22 protein-coding genes and 1 riboswitch are annotated in these 20,385 nt (G+C 61.6%); of the genes, 7 read left to right on the top strand and 15 right to left on the bottom strand.

Annotation, left to right across the window (positions count from 1 at the left end):
• The first annotated feature begins 195 nt into the window (after nt 1–195).
• Nucleotides 196–873, top strand: coding sequence for a transcriptional regulator (locus tag IRZ56_RS13950; RefSeq protein WP_196145454.1), 678 nt, complete (start codon nt 196–198; stop codon nt 871–873).
• 798 nt (nt 874–1,671) lie between these two features.
• Here IRZ56_RS13950 and IRZ56_RS13945 read toward each other — a convergent pair.
• From IRZ56_RS13945 to IRZ56_RS13880, 14 genes are all read right to left on the bottom strand, one after another.
• Nucleotides 1,672–1,995 carry a phage head closure protein gene (locus tag IRZ56_RS13945; protein WP_196145453.1) on the bottom strand — a complete coding sequence of 108 codons (324 nt, stop codon included), beginning with the start codon at nt 1,993–1,995 and terminating at the stop codon, nt 1,672–1,674.
• The gene (locus IRZ56_RS13940; RefSeq protein WP_196145452.1) at nt 1,995–2,273 is read right to left on the bottom strand and encodes a head-tail connector protein; all 279 of its coding nucleotides are present in this window, start codon (nt 2,271–2,273) and stop codon (nt 1,995–1,997) included. The genes IRZ56_RS13945 and IRZ56_RS13940 overlap by 1 nt, the downstream gene beginning before the upstream one ends.
• A complete protein-coding gene (locus IRZ56_RS13935) occupies nt 2,270–3,766 on the bottom strand; it encodes a terminase large subunit (RefSeq protein ID WP_196145451.1) in 1,497 nt (498 codons plus the stop codon). The genes IRZ56_RS13940 and IRZ56_RS13935 overlap by 4 nt, the downstream gene beginning before the upstream one ends.
• Nucleotides 3,763–4,083, bottom strand: a complete 321-nt coding sequence (locus tag IRZ56_RS13930) for a P27 family phage terminase small subunit (RefSeq protein WP_230390387.1) — start codon at nt 4,081–4,083, stop codon at nt 3,763–3,765. The genes IRZ56_RS13935 and IRZ56_RS13930 overlap by 4 nt, the downstream gene beginning before the upstream one ends.
• A 154-nt stretch (nt 4,084–4,237) precedes the next feature.
• On the bottom strand, nt 4,238–4,627 hold the full coding sequence (locus tag IRZ56_RS13925; RefSeq protein ID WP_196145449.1) for an HNH endonuclease: 390 nt from the start codon (nt 4,625–4,627) through the stop codon (nt 4,238–4,240).
• Nucleotides 4,624–5,856, bottom strand: coding sequence for a phage portal protein (locus IRZ56_RS13920; protein ID WP_196145448.1), 1,233 nt, complete (start codon nt 5,854–5,856; stop codon nt 4,624–4,626). Before IRZ56_RS13920 ends, IRZ56_RS13925 begins: the two co-directional genes overlap by 4 nt.
• Entirely contained in the window at nt 5,853–6,371 is a 519-nt protein-coding gene (locus IRZ56_RS13915; protein ID WP_137138219.1) for an HK97 family phage prohead protease, read from the bottom strand. Before IRZ56_RS13915 ends, IRZ56_RS13920 begins: the two co-directional genes overlap by 4 nt.
• A gap of 2 nt (nt 6,372–6,373) precedes the next feature.
• On the bottom strand, nt 6,374–7,588 hold the full coding sequence (locus tag IRZ56_RS13910; protein ID WP_196145447.1) for a phage major capsid protein: 1,215 nt from the start codon (nt 7,586–7,588) through the stop codon (nt 6,374–6,376).
• 273 nt (nt 7,589–7,861) lie between these two features.
• Nucleotides 7,862–9,910 carry an AAA family ATPase gene (locus tag IRZ56_RS13905; RefSeq protein WP_196145446.1) on the bottom strand — a complete coding sequence of 683 codons (2,049 nt, stop codon included), beginning with the start codon at nt 9,908–9,910 and terminating at the stop codon, nt 7,862–7,864.
• Nucleotides 9,910–10,161, bottom strand: coding sequence for a hypothetical protein (locus tag IRZ56_RS13900; RefSeq protein WP_196145445.1), 252 nt, complete (start codon nt 10,159–10,161; stop codon nt 9,910–9,912). Before IRZ56_RS13900 ends, IRZ56_RS13905 begins: the two co-directional genes overlap by 1 nt.
• Complete coding sequence (locus tag IRZ56_RS13895) at nt 10,161–10,358, bottom strand: AlpA family phage regulatory protein (RefSeq protein WP_230390385.1); 198 nt, start codon at nt 10,356–10,358, stop codon at nt 10,161–10,163. The genes IRZ56_RS13900 and IRZ56_RS13895 overlap by 1 nt, the downstream gene beginning before the upstream one ends.
• A gap of 82 nt (nt 10,359–10,440) precedes the next feature.
• Nucleotides 10,441–10,887, bottom strand: coding sequence for a hypothetical protein (locus IRZ56_RS13890; RefSeq protein ID WP_196145443.1), 447 nt, complete (start codon nt 10,885–10,887; stop codon nt 10,441–10,443).
• Nucleotides 10,887–12,128 (bottom strand): tyrosine-type recombinase/integrase, encoded by a 1,242-nt coding sequence (locus IRZ56_RS13885; RefSeq protein WP_196145442.1) that lies wholly within the window; start codon nt 12,126–12,128, stop codon nt 10,887–10,889. The genes IRZ56_RS13890 and IRZ56_RS13885 overlap by 1 nt, the downstream gene beginning before the upstream one ends.
• 202 nt (nt 12,129–12,330) lie before the next feature.
• Nucleotides 12,331–13,230, bottom strand: a complete 900-nt coding sequence (locus tag IRZ56_RS13880) for a LysR family transcriptional regulator (protein ID WP_196145441.1) — start codon at nt 13,228–13,230, stop codon at nt 12,331–12,333.
• Between the two features lie 113 nt (nt 13,231–13,343).
• On the opposite strand from IRZ56_RS13880, the gene IRZ56_RS13875 reads away from it, so the two are divergent.
• Both IRZ56_RS13875 and IRZ56_RS13870 read left to right on the top strand, forming a co-directional pair.
• The gene (locus IRZ56_RS13875; RefSeq protein ID WP_196145440.1) at nt 13,344–13,766 is read left to right on the top strand and encodes a VOC family protein; all 423 of its coding nucleotides are present in this window, start codon (nt 13,344–13,346) and stop codon (nt 13,764–13,766) included.
• A 12-nt stretch (nt 13,767–13,778) separates the two neighbouring features.
• On the top strand, nt 13,779–14,372 hold the full coding sequence (locus IRZ56_RS13870; protein WP_196145439.1) for a glutathione S-transferase family protein: 594 nt from the start codon (nt 13,779–13,781) through the stop codon (nt 14,370–14,372).
• Nucleotides 14,373–14,532: 160 nt separating this feature from the next.
• Here the strand turns inward: IRZ56_RS13870 and IRZ56_RS13865 are convergent, their stop codons facing one another.
• Nucleotides 14,533–15,738 carry an RtcB family protein gene (locus IRZ56_RS13865; RefSeq protein WP_196145438.1) on the bottom strand — a complete coding sequence of 402 codons (1,206 nt, stop codon included), beginning with the start codon at nt 15,736–15,738 and terminating at the stop codon, nt 14,533–14,535.
• Nucleotides 15,739–15,832: 94 nt separating this feature from the next.
• Nucleotides 15,833–15,974: riboswitch (FMN riboswitch) on the top strand.
• 79 nt (nt 15,975–16,053) lie between these two features.
• On the opposite strand from IRZ56_RS13865, the gene ribB reads away from it, so the two are divergent.
• The 4 genes from ribB (at nt 16,054) to dxs (ending at nt 20,277) form a co-directional block, all read left to right on the top strand.
• Nucleotides 16,054–16,701, top strand: coding sequence for a 3,4-dihydroxy-2-butanone-4-phosphate synthase (ribB, locus tag IRZ56_RS13860; protein WP_196145437.1), 648 nt, complete (start codon nt 16,054–16,056; stop codon nt 16,699–16,701).
• 313 nt (nt 16,702–17,014) lie between these two features.
• Nucleotides 17,015–17,257: an exodeoxyribonuclease VII small subunit gene (locus tag IRZ56_RS13855; RefSeq protein WP_196145436.1), complete on the top strand. Its 243-nt coding sequence runs from the start codon at nt 17,015–17,017 to the stop codon at nt 17,255–17,257.
• A complete protein-coding gene (gene ispA / locus IRZ56_RS13850) occupies nt 17,254–18,141 on the top strand; it encodes a (2E,6E)-farnesyl diphosphate synthase (protein ID WP_196145435.1) in 888 nt (295 codons plus the stop codon). Before IRZ56_RS13855 ends, ispA begins: the two co-directional genes overlap by 4 nt.
• 240 nt (nt 18,142–18,381) lie before the next feature.
• A complete protein-coding gene (gene dxs, locus IRZ56_RS13845) occupies nt 18,382–20,277 on the top strand; it encodes a 1-deoxy-D-xylulose-5-phosphate synthase (RefSeq protein WP_196145434.1) in 1,896 nt (631 codons plus the stop codon).
• The last annotated feature ends 108 nt before the right edge of the window (nt 20,278–20,385 follow it).

The raw sequence follows: 20,385 nt of genomic DNA, 5'->3' as shown, positions 1-20,385 counted from the left end.
CTCCCCCGCCCCACCCCCCCCCCAACCTCACCAGGCCTCCGCGGCGCGGCCGCCGCGCCCCGGGCGATAGCGCGCTCAAACTCACTCATTCTTACAGCCCCCTAAGAAAGATCCTTCTTTACACACACCTTCCTACAAAACCAATAAACAACGCGTTCATTTCAAGGCACGAGCCGTCTCGCTAGACTCGGCCATATGACTACCTCCGGTGACCGCCTAAGAGCCCTCCTCCTGGAGTGCCACCTGACCCCTTCCGACTTCGCTGCCCAGCGTGGCGTAACGCCCCAGCACGTGAACAACTGGTTTACCCGCGGCGTCCCCCTGGCACGGCTGGATGAAATCGCCGATTTGTTCTGCGTACAGCGGCGCTGGCTGCTCAGCGGCGAAGGTCCGAAACACCCCACCCCGCCTCCGCGCCATTGCGCCTCGCGTGACGATGTGACCCGCCCATCCATCCGCGAAGGGCGCCTGCTGCGTATCCCGTACCATGCATTGCAGGACGGCCGACTCCAGCCTGACGAGAGCCGGTACTTGCCGTTCTCCGAACAGGCACTGCAAATCTTGGGCGTCCATTTGGAACATGCCGCTTGCGTTTCCATGCCGCCATCGGGTGCCCCTTCGCCCATTCCCAGGGATGCAATCCTGGTCATCGACCGCAGCTTGACCTGGGTCGTCGAGGATGAAACCTACGTGTTGCTTCACAACGGCCGCTTGCGCGTCGACCGCCTGACCCACGATCGCCAGGGCAACCTCTACCTGCATGGCCAAGGGCCTACCGAGCGCTATACCCCCAAGCAACGCCGAGCTCAGGGTATGCACATTCTCGGTTGGGTGTTCCATTGGTCGTGTGTCAGCGTGCGCCGGCCTGGCTGACATACCCTGTGCCATTTTTTGCTGGGCAACCCGCGCCGGCCCTAGTATGCTACGCGGCACATTTCGCCCCGGCCGGCTCAAGCCGCGATCCAGAGGGCCTGGCGACGCCTCACACAGCCGTCCGCCATCTTTTTCAGGCCCTAGTGGCCATACCGTTTAAGGCGGTTGCGGCTTACCAAAAATTAGCCAAGACCGTCCCCGAGAAGCCGGCCACAAGCCGGCTTTTTAATGCCTAAAAATCGCGCAAACACTGGGCTCTGCGCAATTTCGCCAGTTCGACCCACACCCTGACCCACACTTTGGCGTCGGAAAGAGCCTAATAGCAGAGCGGTGCTATAGACTCATCGCGACTAGTGGGATCAACTCGTCCGGGGATTGCCTCATGAAAAAAGCTGACGCAGAGCGAGAAATTCGCGCACTTATAGGGCATTGGCGACGGCTGGAGCCGCAACAGCGGTTGAGCATTCAAGAATTGCACTCATCCGACTTCAGAGATTGGCTACGAAGCAATTCACCAGGCCACCTCGACTTCAAAAGTACACTTTCGGTTTCCGACATGATCGACTTATGGTTCGACGATGAACTTAAACAGTCTTGGCGGAACTGAGGATGAAAGCCCCGCTCTGACTCCTCAGGCGGGGCTTTTTTGTGCCCAAGCGCGGGCGGGTTGCTTGCCACGGCACCGACAAAATGTCGGAAGGAGGGCTGCCTGCAAGCTGTCGCGGTTCTTTCATGACGGGTGACTCACGACTGTACCCCGTCCCGTAACCCCCGAAGGGCCGCACGGGAAACGGTGAATTAGGTCAATAGCCCTTCCTGGCACATGCACACCAGTTCGGTGCGATCATTGTTGGGAAGTAGGGCCTTTAGGTCGTATTTCTTACCGTGGTAAACAAACCGGTGAGAAGTGGTGAGGTCGTCCCGGTAAGCGATAGTGACTCGGTGCGTTGCCACACTCTGCGTTGCGGCAGAAGCGTTGAATTCTTTCCCGCTGATACCGTCCATGCTGGCCCATTCAATGCCGACAGTGACCCATCCTTCGATTACCCCACCAGTATCCGGATCGCGGATATAGGTAAATGCCTCCACCTCGATAGGGTGTCTCCGGCGTCCTACATTCATCACTGCACCTCCATTGTTCGGTACGGGGCCAGCAACAGTGAATAGGCCGTGCCCTCATACAGAATGCGGTCCCCTTGGCGCTCCCGATTGACAAACAGGTCAGCGGTCAGCAGTAAAACGGCGGCCTGAATTGGCTCGGGCATAGGGTCGGGCAGATCATTCCCCAGATACTTCGCAACGTGTCCCTTGGCGGCATCCAGATAAAGTTGGATCAAGTCGTCTTCCAGATTGTGCAAGACTCGGAGATGTTGCTTGGCTTCAGCGATGGTCAGGCTCATACGAAAAATACCTCGGTATCAAGATCGGCGGGTGTCTCGGCTACCTGGGCGGCGCCGAACGCCATTGCCAGTGCCTGAAGGCCGTCGATGCGCCCGGTGCGACGGCTCTTGTCCAGCTTGCGGTTGCCGCTAGGGTCTTTCACTGCAACGGCGTTGGCCGCGCAAAAGGTCAGGACAGGGTGGCCACCGTGGGCGACACGGCCATTCAGCAGCTCTGCTTCTAGGGCGTCGAGTGCCGGCGCCATATCTCGGAAACCTTGGCCGTGCGGCACCAATGGCAGCTCCAGCCCCAGGCGTTCCAATTCCTTTTTCAGCACGTCGATGCGCCATCGGTCATAGGCGATTGCAGCCACGTCGCAATCACTCAAGATTTCGGCCATATCCAGCGCCACCGCTTCCAAATCGACCGTGGCCCCCGGTGTGGTGCGGATGAATCCTTGCCGCGCCCATACGTCATAGGGCGCACGATCTTTTCTAGCGCGGTCGAATAACCCTTGCTCAGGTGTCCAGAAGTACGAGCGAACCTGCCACACGCCCCCGGACTTGCCTATCAGCACCAGCGCCGTTAAATCGGTTCGGGCGGACAAGTCGAGGCCGGCATATACCAGGCCCTCGAATGGCTCAGGCATGGTGTCGCAGGCCATCCACACGTCTGGGCTGATGAATGGACTGTCCAGGCTGACGCGCTGGTTGAGCAGCAGGTTGCGGGCGGTGTTGCTCATGCTAGGCATCCGCTCGGCCTGTTGCATCTGTTCGCGCAAGTCTGTCTCGGAGCGGAATAGGCCTAATGCTGGATTGGCTGCTTTCCACGCATCCAGGTCCATCAGGTCGCAGCCTTCAGCCCCAGCGTAAAGGCGACAAACAATGCGCGGGTCTTTGCTGATTTTGGCGTCGTCGATCCACTGGCTCAGCAGGTCAGCGTCGTTGGCTGCTTGGGTGCTGATGGCGATCAGCAGCGGCGCTTCGTGGGCGCCTTGGCTTGTGGTGATGGCGTCAACGAAGTCAGATTGCGGCCCGCGTATCTGGCCGATTTCATCGAGAATGGCGAGCACGGGCGATAGGCCATGTGCCGTTTTGCCATCGGCAGCCAGCGCACGAAATTCGGTATTCAGGTTCAGCCCCAGCAGTCGCTTGCCGCTCGGCACTATGCGGACGATCTTTGACAGGGCGGGCGATAGCTGCACCATCTTGGCGGCCAGGTTGAACACCAGGGCGGCTTGGTCCCGGCTCATGGCTCCAGACACAAGCTGGCTGTTTTGCTTCGCCTCGGGGCCAACAAGGTGCGCCAGCAGCAGGCCCGCGATCAGGCCGGACTTGCCGTTCTTCCGGGCCACGGACAAGATGGCGCGGCGGGTGCCGTGCGGGTTGTCGTACACGTCGCGGATGAACTGGCGTTGAAATTCGGCCAGGCACAGCGGCTTGCCAACGTCCGCGCCCTCGGGCGTGATGCAATAGCGCTCGATAAAGGCGATGATCTTTTCAGCGCGGGTCATTGCAGCGTCCCCAAGGTCGGGATCAGGTCGTCATCCTCGTGCTGACGTGCGCCACGCTCCAGCGCAGCCCCCTTGTGAATGTCCTGGGCCTTGCCCACAGTGGCAATGGTGGCGACCATCAGTTGCCGGCCAGTCGCCAGGGCGCGACGGGTCATCTTGTCCAGCAGCTCACAGGCTGGGTTCACCTTCCCTTCTACCAACATGCCGTCGCGCTCGATGCTCTCCTGCAAGGTCTCCATGTCGGCATACGCCCTAGCGAGGTTGCCGGCCAGCACTAGGTCAGCGTCAGTCCAGGTATCACGTGGGCGAGCGGTCACAATGGCGTTCCAGAAAGGGCGATCAGACTCTCGCAGCCGTACGTGAGTGGGCGGCAGTAGCGGGCCAAGCGCAACGGCCTGGCTAGCGGCTACAGCGGCCTTGGCACTGTCAGATCGGGGGCGGCGAGCGGTCGTCTTCATGATTTTCAGGCAGTTAACGATTAGAAGGCAGGTCGGGCGCGATCAGCGTGCCGTCAACTGCTGGTGATCTTTTCGGAATGTTCCAGTGGTGGCGCGCGTCGGTCGGGATGCCGTTCACGTCGCAGCCCATCGTGGTGCTCTTGCCCATGTCTTGCGCAGTTTTTACGGAATGACACGAACAACACATGCCAGCTAGATTCTCCCTGCGGTTGTCGTCGCCATCGTTGTTGATGTGGTCCACCTCGGTGCTTGCCACATACAGGCCACGTGCCAAGCACCAACCACATAACGGCTCCTCAGCTATGACCTGAGCTCTCAACCGGCGCCACGCCGCGCTGGATAATGAAATAACCCTCGCCTTCGGCTTGTATCTCGAACTCCCCCCTGGCTTGGGCGTCTTCATTTGGCCTCCTTTTCGGCTTGCGCTCGAGGGGCTTCACCCTGGGAGGCAACTCCTTGACTCGAGGTTCCAGCATTGGAATTTTGCGTTTCTTCTCGGACATCATCGATACCTTCTACAGTGGGTAGGTTTTCCATGCGGCGCACTTCTGATTTAAGCAGCCAGCCATCCTCGATGCCTCGCTGATAGAACTCGGCACGGGTGGTCGAATCGCCACGCAGCAGCCCTTCGACGTTGTGCTCACAGAAGAACGAACCGCCCAGCAGGGTGCGGTTAACGGCCTGTTCCCAGGCGACCAAGTGACGACGCAGGGTCAGGGTGATGAACTGGCGGGCCAGCTCCACACTGTTGGAGTAGTTCGCGCTTTCCATGGATTGCACGATGACCGGCGGGCAGCGGAACAGGCGGCAGACCTCGATTACCGACAGCTTGCGGGCCTCGATCCACTCGGCATCCTCCAGCGTCATGGACACGGTGTTGAACTTCGCCCCTTGCGGCAACACGGCGGTCTTGCCGTGGTTGCTCACGCCTGATTGGCCAACGGACCAGCTCTCGCGAATCTGCGCGGCCTGTTCCTTAGTGGTTCCGGGTGCGGTCTCAATGACGCCCGACAGCTTAGTGCCCTGCTCGAACATTTTCGCGCCGTGGGTCTGCTCAGCCAGGGCCAGGCCGATGGTGTCGCGGGCCACATGAATCGGCGAACGGCCCAACACACCGTCATCAGAGTGGAAGCGCAGATGCAGAACATCATCAGCGGTGAGGCGGGTCAGCCTGCCGTTGCGGTCAGTCACGTCGTATAGCAGGCGGTCGCTGCTGGCGTTGGTCAGGACGGTGACGCTATCCGGATGCAGGGGCTTGAGTGCTTCGACTCGACCCGCACCGTTCCAGACGATGCGCGCATAACCATTGCCACGCAGCAGGACGTGACGTTGCAGCAGTTCGCGAAACTCTAGAGCGGTCTGCCATTCGTTCGGCGCATCATGCAGCAGGTGATACAACGGGTGATTGCGAGCCTTTTCGCGTCCGTCATCGGTGCGGCGGTACACGTCCAGCGGCAAGCTGGCCACCGTCTCAGCAATCGCACTCACACACGCATAGACGGCGCTCACGCCTTCTGCGCTGCGGTGGTCAACGTGGACGCCAGCGGTGTCTTGCCCGAACTGGAATTGCGACCAGTACGGGTCGAAGGTGTCGGCGCGGGTTTCATGCTTTTTGAACCAGGGAAATTTCACGCAATGGCCTCCAGGTAGCGGCGGGCCAGTGCCAGACGAGGGCAGTCGCCTACACGGGAACGCAGGCTAACGGTGGTGGTCGGGTAAGCTGGGTGTGCCTGCACAATGCTGATTTCGTGCAGCTCGACTTCCTGCAGCGTGCGTAGGTCGCCGGCCCAGGAGTCACGCAGGACACGGAAGCCGAACGACACGCCGCCCAGGTCGCCGCGCTTGGCCAGGGTGCGCAGGTCATTGCCGGTGCTGGTATCGGGGAGGGTCAGACGGTATTCCAACCCCTCGGACGTCTCGCGCAGCTCCAACGTGCCGGATCGGGTACGGCCCAGCACCTTGCCGGTGTCGTGATCCACCAGGGCGAGAATGTCCGGTTTATCGCTCAAGGTGCGGGTGAAGGCTCCCGGCGCGATGACCTCGCGGAAGTCGCCTATGCTCGTCTCTGCCCCGAAGGGGGCCGCCAGCCCGATAAGCTGGCGACCTTCCACGGCAGCACCGGCAGAAAAACGGCGCTCCAGTTCCATGGTTACGCCTCGGCCAATACGAAAGCTTCGGGGTAGCGCAGGGCCACGTCACAGGTGGCCATCGCGCGCACTTGCACACCGCCTCGGCTGTAGGCCGGTTCGGCAAACGGGTTTACCAGAATGTCCAGCTCGGACCAGATGCCCAGCAGCACCTGCGAGAAGTCACCCAGCAGCACCGGAGAGTCGCCGGCGCTGTCGGCGGTAAACTGGCGAGTGACATTCAGCGGGTAGCCACCCACCTGGCCGTTTTCCAGCAGGTAACCCGGCAGACCGGCTTCCTTGAGAGTGGTGGCGAACTTGGTTTTTGCGGTGCTGGTGGTCAGCCATGCGGCATTGGTCAGCTCAGTGTCTTCAAACTGCTGAACCATGGTCATGACGCTGGCCCAGTCCAAGGTGGCCAGGTTGCCGGTCTGAATGCCAGCGGTGTTGATGATGCCTCGCGGTTCGTTGCTGGCGCCGCTGCCCGCGATGATGGCGCGGTCGATTTGTTTGGCAATCAGGAATGCCAGGTCTTGACGCACCAGGGCTTCAATGTCCGGGCTGGACTGCTGGATAAGCTGGCGGGACATCTCGGTCTTGCCGCCGACGTGCTTGGGCGCCAGGGTTACGTTGTCGAAGGCCATCTCGCCTTCCGGCACTGCACCGCCTTCAGCGACCCAGCCAGTTTCCAGGCCGCTGCCAAACTTCGGAATGACGACATTGCCACGCAGGCCAGAGAGCACGCGCACGCCCAAGCGGCGGGCCATCAGGGCTTCACGCAGGGGGCTAATGTATTGGTCGGCGCGGTGGTCAGTCGGCACCAGCTCCGGCGCGGTGCCGGTGGTGTTGGCGCGGCGCTCCAGCAGGCCCATGGGCACGAACACACCTTCGGCTTTACGGCCAGTGCGGCGCTCAGTTTCTTGATGATACTCAGCCTCGGCGCCCGTCAGGTTACGACCTTCCATACCAGCGCGCAGCACGGACAGCAGCGACACACGCCCTTCCAAGGTCTCGGCAGTGTCTTTGCCGACCGGTGCGGCGGTGCGAACTTCCAAAGTGGCGAGGTGTTCGTGGCGCTCGATGCTGGCGGAGAGGGTACGTTCCTCGCCTTTCAGAGCGTCAAACTGCTTGGATTCATCGGCGGTCAAGTCACGGCCAGCAGCGCCAGCGCTATTGACCAGTGATTGCATGGCGGCGACTTTTGCGGTGCGCTGCTCGCGGAGCTGATGCAGGTTCATAAGTGCTTGAGCCTCAAACGAAAATGGATTTCCGATTGAGACCCTACCGCTGAAAAAACTGGCCGTTTAGTAACTAACTCTGACTATTAAGTTTCCATGACTTACAGGAGCTTCAGCCAGGGCAATTGAAAACGCGGGGGATAAATCACTTTTGTTTTTGTCCAGACGTCCACCCGGACACTGGACACGCTTATAAGCGCGTGTCCGTGTCCGTCCGGCCTACGTCGACCGGACAGATGCGGACTTGTCCGGTGGTTGTCCGGGGTGTCCGGTTCATGGGCATGGTGTGGAATGAGAGTTCCAAACATGTTCAAACTCGTCGATCCTGTAAACATCAGCCCGGACAACACTTGCACGGCCGGAGTTAATCAACGCTTCCCTGGCCCTGTTGAATGCCTTTCGTTTGGTGTCCGGTTTGACCACATGTTTGTCCGGGGTATCTGCGGCACTACCCTCGTAGATTTCGTAGAATTTCTCACGCCAAACTTTCTCGCGCAGGCCAACAAACTGCCCCTCGCTATCAAATTCTCCTCCCCCGGCCTCGCAAGCCCTCTGATAGGCGTCAATCCCTTTTCGTTCGCCAGGGGGAACAGGTTCACTGGTCAGCCTCCCCCCGGCCTCGACAACAGCGCATGAAGACACTTCGTCGGCATCCTCGTCGTACCCAAGCGTGATCACCTCAAGAGTGAACGAGTGATTGACACCGTCGACGCCTTCTTTGTTTTTGCCGATTTTCCATGTCCTGACATCCTTGTCCCGGTTAACGAAGATGGCGGCATCCATCGTGGGGATCTGTGACGAATGGCCTCGCGGGCCTTTGCTTGCATCCTTCCCGGTGTGAGCCACCAGCACCACAATACCTCCAGTTGCATCGGCAATGGCCTTGGCGCCTTCGAGGATTGCACCCATGTCCTTTGCCGAATTTTCATCAACGGTAGGCGCTGCGCGGCTTTGGGTGTCGATAATCGTCATTGCGCCATGCGGCACAACTGCAATCAACGCTGCCACGTGGTCGGGGTCATCAATTCGAAACGCTTGCAGAACCATGTGGAACTGTTCAGGGATTTGCCTGCCGTTTTGCTTTTCCCATGCCTCTGCGCGCAGACGAAAACCTGCTTCCCCTTCGAGTGCTGCATAAACGACGGGGGTTTGCTTTACTCGATAACCAAACCACTCCCGGCCCTCGGCAATGTGGCACGCCATATCCAGCATTAGGAACGATTTCCCGGACATTGACGGGCCATAGACCTGTGCGATCCCCTTGGCCGGGAGCACCTTTTTAACAAGCCACTCGATAGGCGCCATGCTAAAAAGGTCGGCGCGGTTGTGCAGCTTTATCCGGGGTTCAGGGCTGATCGGCTGAGCTGGTTTTCGGTTAGGAATCTCCCACGTTTTTCCTCGCGCCTTCGCTCCTTCCTGGGCAAGCTTGAAGTACGACACTATACGAATGGCGTTTTCTTTGGTTGAGTCGAAGCCTTCCCACCTATTCTCGAAATACTCGGTACCAGGGTACCCGTTGCCGCCTGAACTCCACTCATCCCAAAGCGCGCAGCCGTCGGCCGATCCTTCAGTCTCATGGTGGAGGGCGGCGCCGAGATCGTGCCACTCCTTATTGCCCATGTTGGGGTCGAGGTTTTCCAGCATCCTGCGAAGCTCGTCGATAGTCATCCCGACCCGCGGCGGAGGGAGCGTGAAAACGCCTTCGTCGATATCTTCCTTTTTTGCCTTCAGGGCGGGGCAGAACCTCTTCTCTATATGCTCAAGCAAAGCAGCGGTCGGCGGGGCTACCGTGTTTTCGTCGCCGGTTGCCTTCGTGGTTTCAGTCACGTTGCCGGTGAAGGTGACAAAGCCTGTGCCGTTGAAGAGCTCAAGGCCATATTCCCATTCGTCGTGGTGTGCCTGGCGCCCGTTACCTACAGATCCGGTCACAAAGGCACGAACGCCGGTACCGGAAGGGCTGATCTCGGCATAGGTACCGACGATCATTCGATCCACCTCATCCGCTACCACGGGATTGCCCTCAGGATCTCGGCTGACGCACCGATCAAAGTCGAGTGCCGTTACGGGGGAACCCTTGACCATAGCCAGGCCGACGCCCCAATCAGGGCCTTTCTTCTTAGCGGCTGCCTTGGCTTCGGAGAACCCCACCAACTGGCTGATGTCTTCGGGGGTGTTGTGTTTCGCCCGGCGATTACCGCTCCCGGCGTAGTAAGGCATCTTCCGGGGTTTAGGCCCGTTAGGATTGGGCTCCATCCGCCAGATAAGCCATTGTTTCAGGGCGCGTAAAGCCTCCGGCGCCCGGACGCTTTCAATGTCTGTCATCAACTTAGGCTCCCCGCACCGATACAAAGAACATTGCCGCCAATGTTCTCCGCCACTTTCGTTAGAAACTGATGCCGGGCAGCGAAGTATTTGCCTGCTTTGATGATTCGTCGTCGGTTGCGCGGATTCGGAAAGCGTGGGGACCAATCCGCGTGAAATTCGCCATTTCTTATGGTGAAGCGGCACGAATAGCCGCCACCCATCCGGTGCCAGTCGCTCGCCAGTGAGACGTTTTTTTGTTGGTTGGCCATTATTGCTGACCTCCCAACTTGGAGCGAATCCAGGCTTCAATTTCCAGACTATCCCAGCCGACGGCGCGCGGGCCAATGCGGCGGCATCTCGGAAAAGTACCCTGTTCCATGAACAGGTAGATGGAGCTGCGCTTGTAGCCGGTAGCCGTAATAACTTCTGGCAGACGCATGATATGGCGGGGTTGGATATTGGACATAACCGTCATTCCTCGGTTGAGCTTGGACGGTTATGGAAACTACGCACAAGAAAACTGGCCGTTTAGTAACTAACTCTGACTATTAAGTTTCCTTGACTTTAAGGCGCTTCAGCCACGCAATAGTTTCCTGCAGTTCTTGCCGCGCTGCCTCTTGCTCTATGCCCTTGCCAGCCTTACCGAGACGTTTCTTAACGGCAGTGGTGCTAACTTCATATTCCTCTGCAAGCGCTTCTATTGCTGCGTTTTCGCTTGCGCCTTGAAACAACGTTTTCAGTGCGAAAAGTAGACATATTTCTCCAGGCAATTTTGCAGGTTTCCCTGCCCGGAGCTTACGCTGAGTGTTTATCCCCTCAGCAGCACCACGCAGGACGGCCGCAATGACTGCTGACTCGAAGGAGTCCAGCTTTTCACCTGACTCCAGCTTATCCGCCATATCTCGGATGAACTTTTTCTGATTCACAACTACACGCTCATACTCCGCATCAGCCTGCGCGTGCTCCTCCGGCGTCAAAGGCACATTTACTTTCATTACTTCGCCCTCCGCATTGGGACTACGTTATTGGCTGGAGTGCTTGTGCAGTAGGCCGCCCAATCGGCCATCAGGGCGCGGCGCTTTTCCAGAAAATCGGATCGTGAATAGGCGGCTTCGGTCTGGTCGCGCTCGTCATGCGCTAGCGCCAGTTCGCACACTTCACGTGGGTAATGGGTGCATTCGTTCGCCCAATCTCGAAAGCTCGAACGGAAGCCGTGGCGGGTCACGTCGTCATGCCCGAGACCGTGCAACAGATTTCGGACGGCGTTGGCGTGCATGGCGCCGGTCTTACCCTGGCCAGGGAATAAATACGGGCTGCCCTCGATACGCGGCAGATACTTGAGCATTTCGACGACTTCGGCAGACAGAGGAACAGAGAAGGCTTTGCGCATCTTCATGCGCTCAGCAGGCAGCGACCAAACGCCTGCATCTAGGTCAAACTCGCCCCAGGCGGCAAACCGGATCATCTGCGCACGTGCGCCTGACAGAATCATCAGCCTAGCGGCGACGGCTGCGTGGCTCTCATCCTGCGCCAGCTTCTGCATCAGGGCCGGCACGTCCTGCCACTTCATCGCGGGGAAGTGCTGGCGCTGACGGGCCTTCTTCTTTTCGGCCTTGGACAGAAGGTTATCCAGGTGGCCACGCCAGCGGGCCGGGTTGTCGCCATCACGCAGTCGGCGAGCCTTGGCGGCATCTAGCACCTGCTCAACCTGGCCGCGAACCTCATCGGCGGTGCGGGTTTTCGTTGCCCAGATCGGTTGCAGCACCTTCAGGACATGTTCAGTCTGAATCTCTCCGGCAGGCAGCTTGCCGATGACTGGGAAGGCGTACAGCTCCAGTTTGCGGAGCCATCCTTTGCGCCATTTCTCCGACCAGTTCGCGCCATGGGCTGCCTGATACTCGACTGCCAGCGTCTCGAACGAAATTCGGCGAGCCTGAGCCTGACGCTCAGCCTCTCGCTTCGCTTCGCGGTCAGCATCACGAGCAGCGAGCGGGTCAGCGCCAGTAGCCAAAACCTTGCGCTGGGCGGCTGCCAGTTGTCGTGCTTCGGCAAGGGTTACAGCCGGATACGGCCCTAGCCCCATCTCCCTGCCCTTTCCTTCCAGCTTGTAGCGGAAAATCCAGCTCGATGCGCCGGCTTTGCTTATTTGGAAATACAGCCCCTCACCATCATTGGTTTTACCCGGAACCCCAGCCCTTATTAAGGACTCGACGGTCTTGCCAGCCAGCTTGCCCATACAGCCTCCAAAATCCTGACCCACACCTCCCGACCCACACTTTGACCCACACTTTGGAAGCGGATAAAAGTGAAAACCATCGGAAGCAACTGGACGAATAATAGGCTGAAAGCCCCGTAAATACTAGGCTTCGCTGAACATTGTGGAATTTTAATGGATGCTGGCTAAGCCGGCCACAAGCCGGCTTTTTAATGCCTGCCTTTCACACTGCCGGATCGGGAATCACCGCACTCAGCCGCGGCGAAGCCCAGTCGATGAACTGCCGCACCCGCGCCGAAAGCAGCCGCGAATGCGGGTACACCATCTGAATCGGCAGGTCGGCCAGCTCGTACGCCTGCAGCACCCGCACCAGCCGACCCTCGGCCAGCTCGCTGGCCACCTGATAGTGCAGCAGCTGACCAATACCGACACCCTGCTGGCAAGCCAGGCTGGCTACCTGGATCTGGTTGGTGGTCATGCGCGCAGGAATGGACCGGGTCACGACAGCCCCTTGCTCCTGGAATTGCCACTGCCTGCCTTGGGGCGCGAAGCCGATGCAGGTATGTGCCAGCAGGTCCGACGGCTGCTGCGGCATACCATTGCGTTGCAGGTAGTCTGGGCTTGCGCAGCGCACCAGGCGGGTATGGCCCAGGGGCATTGCGATCAACGAAGAATCCGGTAGTTGCCCGATGCGAATGGCCAGCTCCACGCCTTCGTCAAGCAGGTCGACGAGACGGTCGAGCAAGGTCAGCTCTACCTGGATGGCTGGGTGCAGCGCCAGGAATTCGTTGACCAAAGGCGCGACGTAGCGGCGCCCGAACTCCACCGGCGCAGTGATGCGCAGCAGCCCGCCGGGGCTTTTGCGCCGTGCATCGAAGCCGTGTTCAACCTCGTCGAACTCGGCAAGTATGCGCCGGCTCCAGGCCAGGAATTCGGCACCCTCCTCGGTCAACGCCAGGTGCCGGGTATTGCGATTGAGCAGGCGCGTGCCCAGGTGCTTCTCCAGCGCCGCCAGGGTGCGCACCACCGAGGCGGTGGATTGCCCGGAGGCATTCGCCGCGGCGCTGAGGCTGCCGCTGTCGACAATACGCACCAGGGTGGCCATGGCTTTCAATCGGTCCATCGTCGGGTCTCGTCTGTGCAACAAATGCAATAGTGTTGTCAGCTTACAGGCATTGGTGAAACGCCCGTCAATGGCCACACTGGGCACCTCCGAACATGTGTGTGGTTTCCGTCATGAGTGCCAATGCCCCAAGCCCCTCGCCGATCCTCGCCTATGATCACATCGGCATCCGCGTCAGCGACCGCAGCCGCGCCGTGGCCTTCTACGAAGCGCTGGGGTTCGTCGAAAGCGCGCGGTTCAGCGACTTCGAAGCCAACGAGATGCTCACGCCCAGCGGCGTGCGCATCAACCTGATCTTCAACGGTGCCCGCCAGCCCCGCGCCCATAACGTGTTGCTGGATGCACCGATCAAGCTGCCCGGCATGACCCACCCGGCCTTCATCGTGGAAGACCTGGAGGCCCTGCAGGGCTGGTTGCACCAACAAGGCATCACCATCACCGAAGGGCCGCACCGCATCGGGCCGCGTCGCGTTGCATTGTTCATTCGCGACCCCGACGGCAACGTCCTGGAATTCAACCAGCTACTGGCTCAATAACAAGGAAACGTCATGAAGCTCTATGACCTGGAACTGTCCGGCAATTGCTACAAAGTCCGCCTGTTCGCCCATCTGGCGAACCTGGACCTGGAGATCATTCCCGTGGACTTTCTCGGCGGTGAACACAAGCGCGCGCCGCTGATCGAGCTCAACCCGTGGGGCGAGCTGCCGATCCTGGTGGATGGCCAGCGGGTACTGCGCGATTCCCAGGCGATCCTGGTGTACCTGGCCGGCACTTATGGCGGGGCGGCCTGGTGGCCGGTGGAGCCGCACCTGCAGGCCGAAGTCATGCAGTGGCTTTCCACCGCGGCCAACGAGATCCAGAACGGCCCTGCCGCCGCACGCCTTGTGGATAAGTTCGGCTATGCCATCGACAAGGCCGACACCCTGAAGAGAGCGGCGCGCATCCTGCCCTTGCTGGACGCGCACCTGGCCAAGCACGAGTGGCTGGCGCTGTCGCGGCCGACCATTGCCGATTGCGCGGTATTCCCCTATGTCGCGCTGGCTCCTGAAGGCGGTGTCGACCTGGTGCCCTACCCCCATATCACCCGTTGGATGGACCGGATCCAGCAGTTGCCCGGCTTCGTGCCGATGCCGGGCATCTGACCACACGTCCCTTTTTATGAGGGAGATCAACTGCGCTGCCGCACAAAGAACAAGCGGCTAGCGCAGCCTCCCCCTGTGGGAGCGGCGGTGCGGCGCTCCCACAAGGACCTGCAAAATCAAATAGTTATGCGTTGATTTATGAAAGCGTGGCCCTGCTTCTTCAGCCCTTGACGCACACCACCTGGCGCAAGGTGTGCACCACTTCCACCAGCTCGCGCTGGGCCTGCATCACCGCGTCGATGTCCTTGTAGGCCATGGGGATCTCGTCGATCACGTCCTTGTCCTTGCGGCACTCCACATGGGCGGTGGCGCGCCGTTGGTCCTCGAGGGTGAAGCGGCTCTTGGCCTTGGTCCGGCTCATCACCCTGCCGGCGCCATGGCTGCAGGAGCAAAACGACTCCTCGTTACCCAGCCCACGCACGATGAAGCTCCTGGCCCCCATGGAGCCCGGAATGATGCCCAATTGCCCCTTCTGCGCGGACACCGCGCCCTTGCGGGTCACCAGTACTTCGCGACCGAAATGCCGCTCGCGCTGCACATAGTTATGGTGGCAGTTGACTGCTTCGAGGTTCGCCTCGAAAGGCCGGCCCAGGGCTTTGCGCACAGCGCCGACCACCGCCTGCATCATCAGCTCGCGGTTATGCCGGGCGAAATCCTGGGCCCACTCCACCGCCTCGGTGTAATCGGCGAAATGCCGGCTGCCTTCCTCGAAATAGGCCAGGTCCTTGTCCGGCAGATTGGCCAGGTGCTGGCGCATGTCGGCCTGGGCCAGCTCGATGAACAGGTTGCCGATGGCATTGCCCACCCCGCGCGAACCGCTGTGCAGCATGAACCACACACGCTCGGCTTCATCCAGGCAGACCTCGATGAAGTGGTTGCCACCGCCAAGCGTTCCTAGGTGATGGCGGTTGTTGGTCTTTTCCAGACGCGGGTACTTGTCGGTGATCGCCTTGAAGCGCGCGGCCAGGCTACGCCACACCTGGTCGGCCTGCTTCGGTACCTGGTCCCAGGCACCCTGGTCGCGGCGGCCGAAGGTCTTGCCATGAGGCACGGCCTGCTCGATGGCGCTGCGCAGGCCGTGCAGGTTGTCTGGCAGGTCGCGGGCATGCAGCGAGGTGCGCGCGGCGATCATGCCGCAGCCGATGTCCACGCCCACTGCGGCCGGGATGATCGCGCCCACGGTAGGAATTACGCTGCCGATGGTCGACCCCTTGCCCAGGTGCACATCCGGCATCACCGCCAGGTGCTTGAAGATGAATGGCATGCGTGCGGTGTTCAACAACTGCCGGCGGGCATCGTCTTCCACGGGTACGCCGTCGGTCCACAACTTGACCGGCTTGCCACCGGCGACTTCGAGAATGTCCATGGTGTCGTTTCCGGAAAAAGGCGTTGGTGACCATCATACCGCCGAAGGTCGTAGGCCGGCCTTGCCCGCAGGGTGGCACAGTGCTGTATGCTTGCCGGGTCTTCAGGGCGGGGTGAAAGTCCCCACCGGCGGTAAATCGAAAGATGAGCCCGCGAGCGCCCCGGCCATGCCGGGGGTCAGCAGACCTGGTGAGATTCCAGGGCCGACGGTCATAGTCCGGATGAAAGAAGGCGTCAGGCGGGGGCCATCCGGTGTTCCTGCGCGCGCGTTTTGTTCGCCCCGAGACGTTCATCGATCAATCACGAGGAGCGTTTCATGTCCACCAAGCACCACCCGAAATTCCCCAACGTCACTGCTGCCATCGCCGCCTTCCAGGCCGGGCGCCCCGTTCTGCTGCTCGACGATGACGACCGCGAGGACGAAGCGGACATCATCGCCGCCGCCGAGAACATCTCGCTGCAGACCATGGCCATGATGATCCGCGATTGCAGCGGTATCGTCTGCTTGTGCCTGGACGAGGCCACCGTCGACGACCTGCAACTGGCTCCCATGGTGCAGAACAATCAGGCCCGCCATGGCACCGGCTTCACCGTCAGCATCGAGGCGGCCGAGGGCGTTAGCACCGGCGTGTCCGCCCAGGACCGCATCACCACCATCGAGGCTGCTCTGCGCTCGACCGCCGAGCAGCGCCATATCGTCAGCCCCGGACATGTGTTCCCGCTGCGCGCGCGTAACGGCGGGGTGCTGGCCCGTCGGGGCCATACCGAAGGGTCGGTTGACCTGGCGCGCCTGGCGGGCCTGCGGCCGGCGGCGGTGCTGTGCGAGTTGATGAACCCCGACGGCAGCATGGCCCGCGGCGAGGAGGTGGCGGTGTACGCGCGGCAATACAACCTGCCGGTGCTGACCATCGAGGAACTGGCGCAGTATCGCCAGGCGCTGGCGTTGGAAACGGCGACCGCCTGACGGGCCTTGGGGCTGCCGTCGCAGCCCTTTCGCGGCACGAGGCCGCTCCTACACATCGAGAATGGCTCCGCTCTATAGGAGCGGCCTTGCGCAGCGGCCCAATCGCCGGCAAGCCGGCTCCCACCGAGCCTGCGCTAACGGCGCACCTGTAGGAGCGGCCTTGCACCGCGAAAGGCCGCACAGCGGTCCGACGATCATCATCCGCTGGGCCAACGCTCGGGTCGGTAAATCCAGCCTCAGGGCCGGGAAGTTTGCTCCCCTTGCCCTGCTCTGCTAGTGTCGCGCCGTTCTGAAAGCCACCGAGACAGTCGCCATGGCCCGCAAAAAAGCCTCCATCGATTTCGAGCAATCCCTCGCCGACCTGCAAGCCTTGGTCGAGCGCCTGGAGAACGGCGAATTGTCGCTGGAAGAGTCGCTGGCCGCCTTCGAACAAGGCATCGCCCTGACCCGCGATTGCCAGGCCGCCCTGGCCCAGGCCGAGCAGAAGGTGCAGATCCTGCTCGAACGCGACGGTGAGCTGGCGGCCCAGCCGTTCGACGCGGAGCCCGAAGCATGATCGGCCAGTACCAGGCAAGCTGCCAAGCGCGTGTCGATGCGGCCCTCGAGCCGCTGTTCGTGGCGCCGTCCAAGGAGCTCGAGCGGCTCTATGCAGCCATGCGCTACAGCGTGATGAACGGCGGCAAGCGTGTACGGCCATTGCTGGCCTACGCGGCCTGCGAAGCCTTCGGCGCCCCGGCCGAACAGGCCAATGGCGCGGCCTGTGCGGTCGAGCTGATCCATGCCTACTCGCTGGTGCATGACGACCTGCCGGCCATGGACGACGACGACCTGCGCCGCGGCCAGCCGACCACCCACAAGGCCTTCGACGAAGCCTGTGCCATCCTCGCTGGCGACGGCCTGCAAAGCCTGGCCTTCAGCGCCCTGCTCGACCCGCGCCTGAGCCCCCAGGCCGATACCGTTCGGCTGCAGATGGTCCAAGCCCTGGCCCAGGCTGCCGGCCCGGCCGGTATGGTCGGCGGCCAGGCCATCGACCTGGGCTCGGTGGGCCTGAAGCTCGACCAGAAGGCCCTGGAATACATGCACCGGCATAAGACCGGCGCCCTGATCGAAGCCAGCGTACGCCTCGGCGCCTTGGCCAGCGCCCGCGCCAGCCAGGCGCAGCTGGGCGCCCTGCAGACCTACGCCCAGGCAATCGGCCTGGCATTTCAGGTGCAGGATGACATTCTCGATGTAGAGAGCGACACCGCCACCCTGGGCAAACGCCAGGGCGCCGATATCGCCCGCGACAAACCCACCTATCCGGCTCTGCTGGGCCTGGAGGCGGCCAAGGCCTACGCGCTGGAACTGCGCGACCAGGCCCTGGGCGCGCTCGAAGGCTTTGGCGACAGCGCCGAACCCTTGCGCGCACTGGCTCGCTATATCGTCGAGCGTCGCCATTAAAGCATGCTCGCCTGCTCAAGGAGCGGGCTTGCCCCGCGATGACGTCGGTGAATCCAACATCGCATCGCGGGACAAGCCCGCTCCCACAGGGGCATCGCTAGCCGCTTGTGCTCTGCACGACGGCGCAGCCCGAAGGGCTGGGTGATCACCCACAGGGGCAGCGTCCACCACACCTGCATGGGCAGCTTTTCCCACAATGGGGTAAACTGCCGCGTCTTCATATCTATAACGACTCGCCTGATGCCCACGACGTTTCAAGAGATCCCCCGCGAACGCCCGGTCACGCCATTGCTGGACCGCGCTGACACGCCTGCCGGCCTGCGCCGGCTGGCCGAAGCCGACCTGGAGACCCTGGCCGACGAGTTGCGCCAGGAGCTGCTCTATACCGTTGGTCAGACCGGTGGGCATTTCGGCGCCGGCCTGGGCGTCATCGAGCTGACGATCGCCCTGCACTACGTCTTCGACACGCCGGACGACCGCCTGGTGTGGGACGTCGGCCACCAGGCCTACCCACACAAGATCCTCACCGGCCGGCGCAATCGCATGCTCAGCCTGCGCCAGAAAGACGGCATCGCCGCCTTCCCACGCCGCGTGGAAAGCGAGTACGACACCTTCGGCGTCGGCCATTCCAGCACCTCGATCAGCGCGGCACTGGGCATGGCCATCGCCGCTCGCCTGCAGAACGACCCGCGCAAGTCCATCGCAGTGATCGGCGACGGCGCCCTGACTGCTGGCATGGCTTTCGAGGCGTTGAACCACGCCCAGGAAGTCGATGCCGACATGCTGGTGATCCTCAACGACAACGACATGTCGATTTCGCGCAATGTCGGCGGCCTGTCCAACTACCTGGCCAAGATCCTCTCCAGCCGCACCTACGCAAGCATGCGCGAGGGCAGCAAGAAGGTCTTGTCGCGCCTGCCAGGTGCCTGGGAAATCGCCCGCCGCACCGAGGAATACGCCAAGGGCATGCTGGTACCCGGCACCCTGTTCGAGGAGCTGGGCTGGAACTACATCGGTCCGATCGACGGCCACGACCTGCCGACCCTCATCGCCACCCTGCGCAATATGCGCGACCTCAAGGGCCCGCAGTTCCTGCACGTGATCACCAAGAAGGGCAAGGGCTTCGCCCCGGCCGAGCTGGACCCGATCGGCTATCACGCCATCACCAAGCTCGAGCCCGTCGACAAGCCCGCCGCACCGAAGAAGGTCAGTGGGCCGAAGTATTCGGCGGTGTTTGGCCAATGGCTGTGCGACATGGCCGCTGCCGACAACCGCCTGGTGGGCATCACCCCGGCGATGAAGGAAGGCTCGGACCTGGTGGCCTTCAGCGAACGCTACCCCGAGCGCTACTTCGACGTCGCCATCGCCGAGCAGCATGCGGTCACGCTGGCCGCGGGCATGGCCTGCGAGGGCGCCAAGCCGGTGGTCGCCATCTACTCGACCTTCCTCCAGCGTGCCTACGACCAGCTGATCCACGACGTGGCGGTGCAGAACCTCGATGTGCTGTTCGCCATCGACCGTGCGGGCCTGGTGGGCGAGGACGGCCCGACCCACGCCGGCAGCTTCGACCTGTCGTACCTGCGCTGCATCCCGGGCATGCTGGTAATGACCCCGAGCGATGAGAACGAGCTGCGCAAGATGCTCACCACCGGCCACCTGTACAACGGCCCGGCGGCGGTGCGCTACCCCCGCGGTACCGGCCCCAACGCACCGATCAGCGGCGATCTGGAACCGCTGGTGATTGGCAAGGGTGTGGTGCGCCGCAAGGGCGAGAAGGTCGCCCTGCTGGTGTTCGGCGTACAACTGGCCGAGGCGATGAAGGTGGCAGAGCAGATCAACGCCACCGTGGTCGACATGCGTTTCGTCAAACCACTGGACGAGGCCCTGGTGCTGGAACTGGCGGCCAACCATGAGCTGCTGGTGACCGTCGAGGAGAACGCCATCATGGGCGGCGCCGGCGCTGCGGTCAGTGAGTTCCTGGCTCGCGAGGCGGTGCTCAAGCCAATGCTGCACCTGGGGCTGCCGGATATTTATGTCGAGCATGCCAAACCGGCGCAGATGCTGGCTGAATGTGGCCTGGATGCGGCCGGGATCGAGGCTTCGGTGAAAGCCCGCCTGGCCAGGCTCGGCCTGTAATCCCCGGGGCCGCTTGGCGGCCCATCGCGGCACAAGGCCGCTCCTACAGGGCTGCGTGGCCCCTGTAGGAGCGGCCTTGTGCCGTGATCGAAGGCGCAGCCCTCGAAA

This window comes from Pseudomonas guariconensis, from assembly GCF_015680235.1.
GTDB classification, from domain to species: Bacteria; Pseudomonadota; Gammaproteobacteria; order Pseudomonadales; family Pseudomonadaceae; genus Aquipseudomonas; species Aquipseudomonas guariconensis_A.
This window is presented reverse-complemented; position numbering and strand designations above follow the sequence as displayed.

Excerpts from the sequence above, each read along its gene's own strand:
- IRZ56_RS13950 (WP_196145454.1), top strand. The coding sequence starts at position 196 with ATGACTACCTCCGGTGACCGCCTAAGAGCCCTCCTCCTGGAGTGCCAC.
- IRZ56_RS13945 (WP_196145453.1), bottom strand. The coding sequence starts at position 1,995 with ATGAATGTAGGACGCCGGAGACACCCTATCGAGGTGGAGGCATTTACC.
- IRZ56_RS13940 (WP_196145452.1), bottom strand. The coding sequence starts at position 2,273 with ATGAGCCTGACCATCGCTGAAGCCAAGCAACATCTCCGAGTCTTGCAC.
- IRZ56_RS13935 (WP_196145451.1), bottom strand. The coding sequence starts at position 3,766 with ATGACCCGCGCTGAAAAGATCATCGCCTTTATCGAGCGCTATTGCATC.
- IRZ56_RS13925 (WP_196145449.1), bottom strand. The coding sequence starts at position 4,627 with ATGAAGACGCCCAAGCCAGGGGGGAGTTCGAGATACAAGCCGAAGGCG.
- IRZ56_RS13915 (WP_137138219.1), bottom strand. The coding sequence starts at position 6,371 with ATGGAACTGGAGCGCCGTTTTTCTGCCGGTGCTGCCGTGGAAGGTCGC.
- IRZ56_RS13910 (WP_196145447.1), bottom strand. The coding sequence starts at position 7,588 with ATGAACCTGCATCAGCTCCGCGAGCAGCGCACCGCAAAAGTCGCCGCC.
- IRZ56_RS13905 (WP_196145446.1), bottom strand. The coding sequence starts at position 9,910 with ATGACAGACATTGAAAGCGTCCGGGCGCCGGAGGCTTTACGCGCCCTG.
- IRZ56_RS13900 (WP_196145445.1), bottom strand. The coding sequence starts at position 10,161 with ATGGCCAACCAACAAAAAAACGTCTCACTGGCGAGCGACTGGCACCGG.
- IRZ56_RS13895 (WP_230390385.1), bottom strand. The coding sequence starts at position 10,358 with ATGTCCAATATCCAACCCCGCCATATCATGCGTCTGCCAGAAGTTATT.
- IRZ56_RS13890 (WP_196145443.1), bottom strand. The coding sequence starts at position 10,887 with ATGAAAGTAAATGTGCCTTTGACGCCGGAGGAGCACGCGCAGGCTGAT.
- IRZ56_RS13885 (WP_196145442.1), bottom strand. The coding sequence starts at position 12,128 with ATGGGCAAGCTGGCTGGCAAGACCGTCGAGTCCTTAATAAGGGCTGGG.
- IRZ56_RS13880 (WP_196145441.1), bottom strand. The coding sequence starts at position 13,230 with ATGGACCGATTGAAAGCCATGGCCACCCTGGTGCGTATTGTCGACAGC.
- IRZ56_RS13875 (WP_196145440.1), top strand. The coding sequence starts at position 13,344 with ATGAGTGCCAATGCCCCAAGCCCCTCGCCGATCCTCGCCTATGATCAC.
- IRZ56_RS13870 (WP_196145439.1), top strand. The coding sequence starts at position 13,779 with ATGAAGCTCTATGACCTGGAACTGTCCGGCAATTGCTACAAAGTCCGC.
- IRZ56_RS13865 (WP_196145438.1), bottom strand. The coding sequence starts at position 15,738 with ATGGACATTCTCGAAGTCGCCGGTGGCAAGCCGGTCAAGTTGTGGACC.
- ribB (WP_196145437.1), top strand. The coding sequence starts at position 16,054 with ATGTCCACCAAGCACCACCCGAAATTCCCCAACGTCACTGCTGCCATC.
- IRZ56_RS13855 (WP_196145436.1), top strand. The coding sequence starts at position 17,015 with ATGGCCCGCAAAAAAGCCTCCATCGATTTCGAGCAATCCCTCGCCGAC.
- ispA (WP_196145435.1), top strand. The coding sequence starts at position 17,254 with ATGATCGGCCAGTACCAGGCAAGCTGCCAAGCGCGTGTCGATGCGGCC.
- dxs (WP_196145434.1), top strand. The coding sequence starts at position 18,382 with ATGCCCACGACGTTTCAAGAGATCCCCCGCGAACGCCCGGTCACGCCA.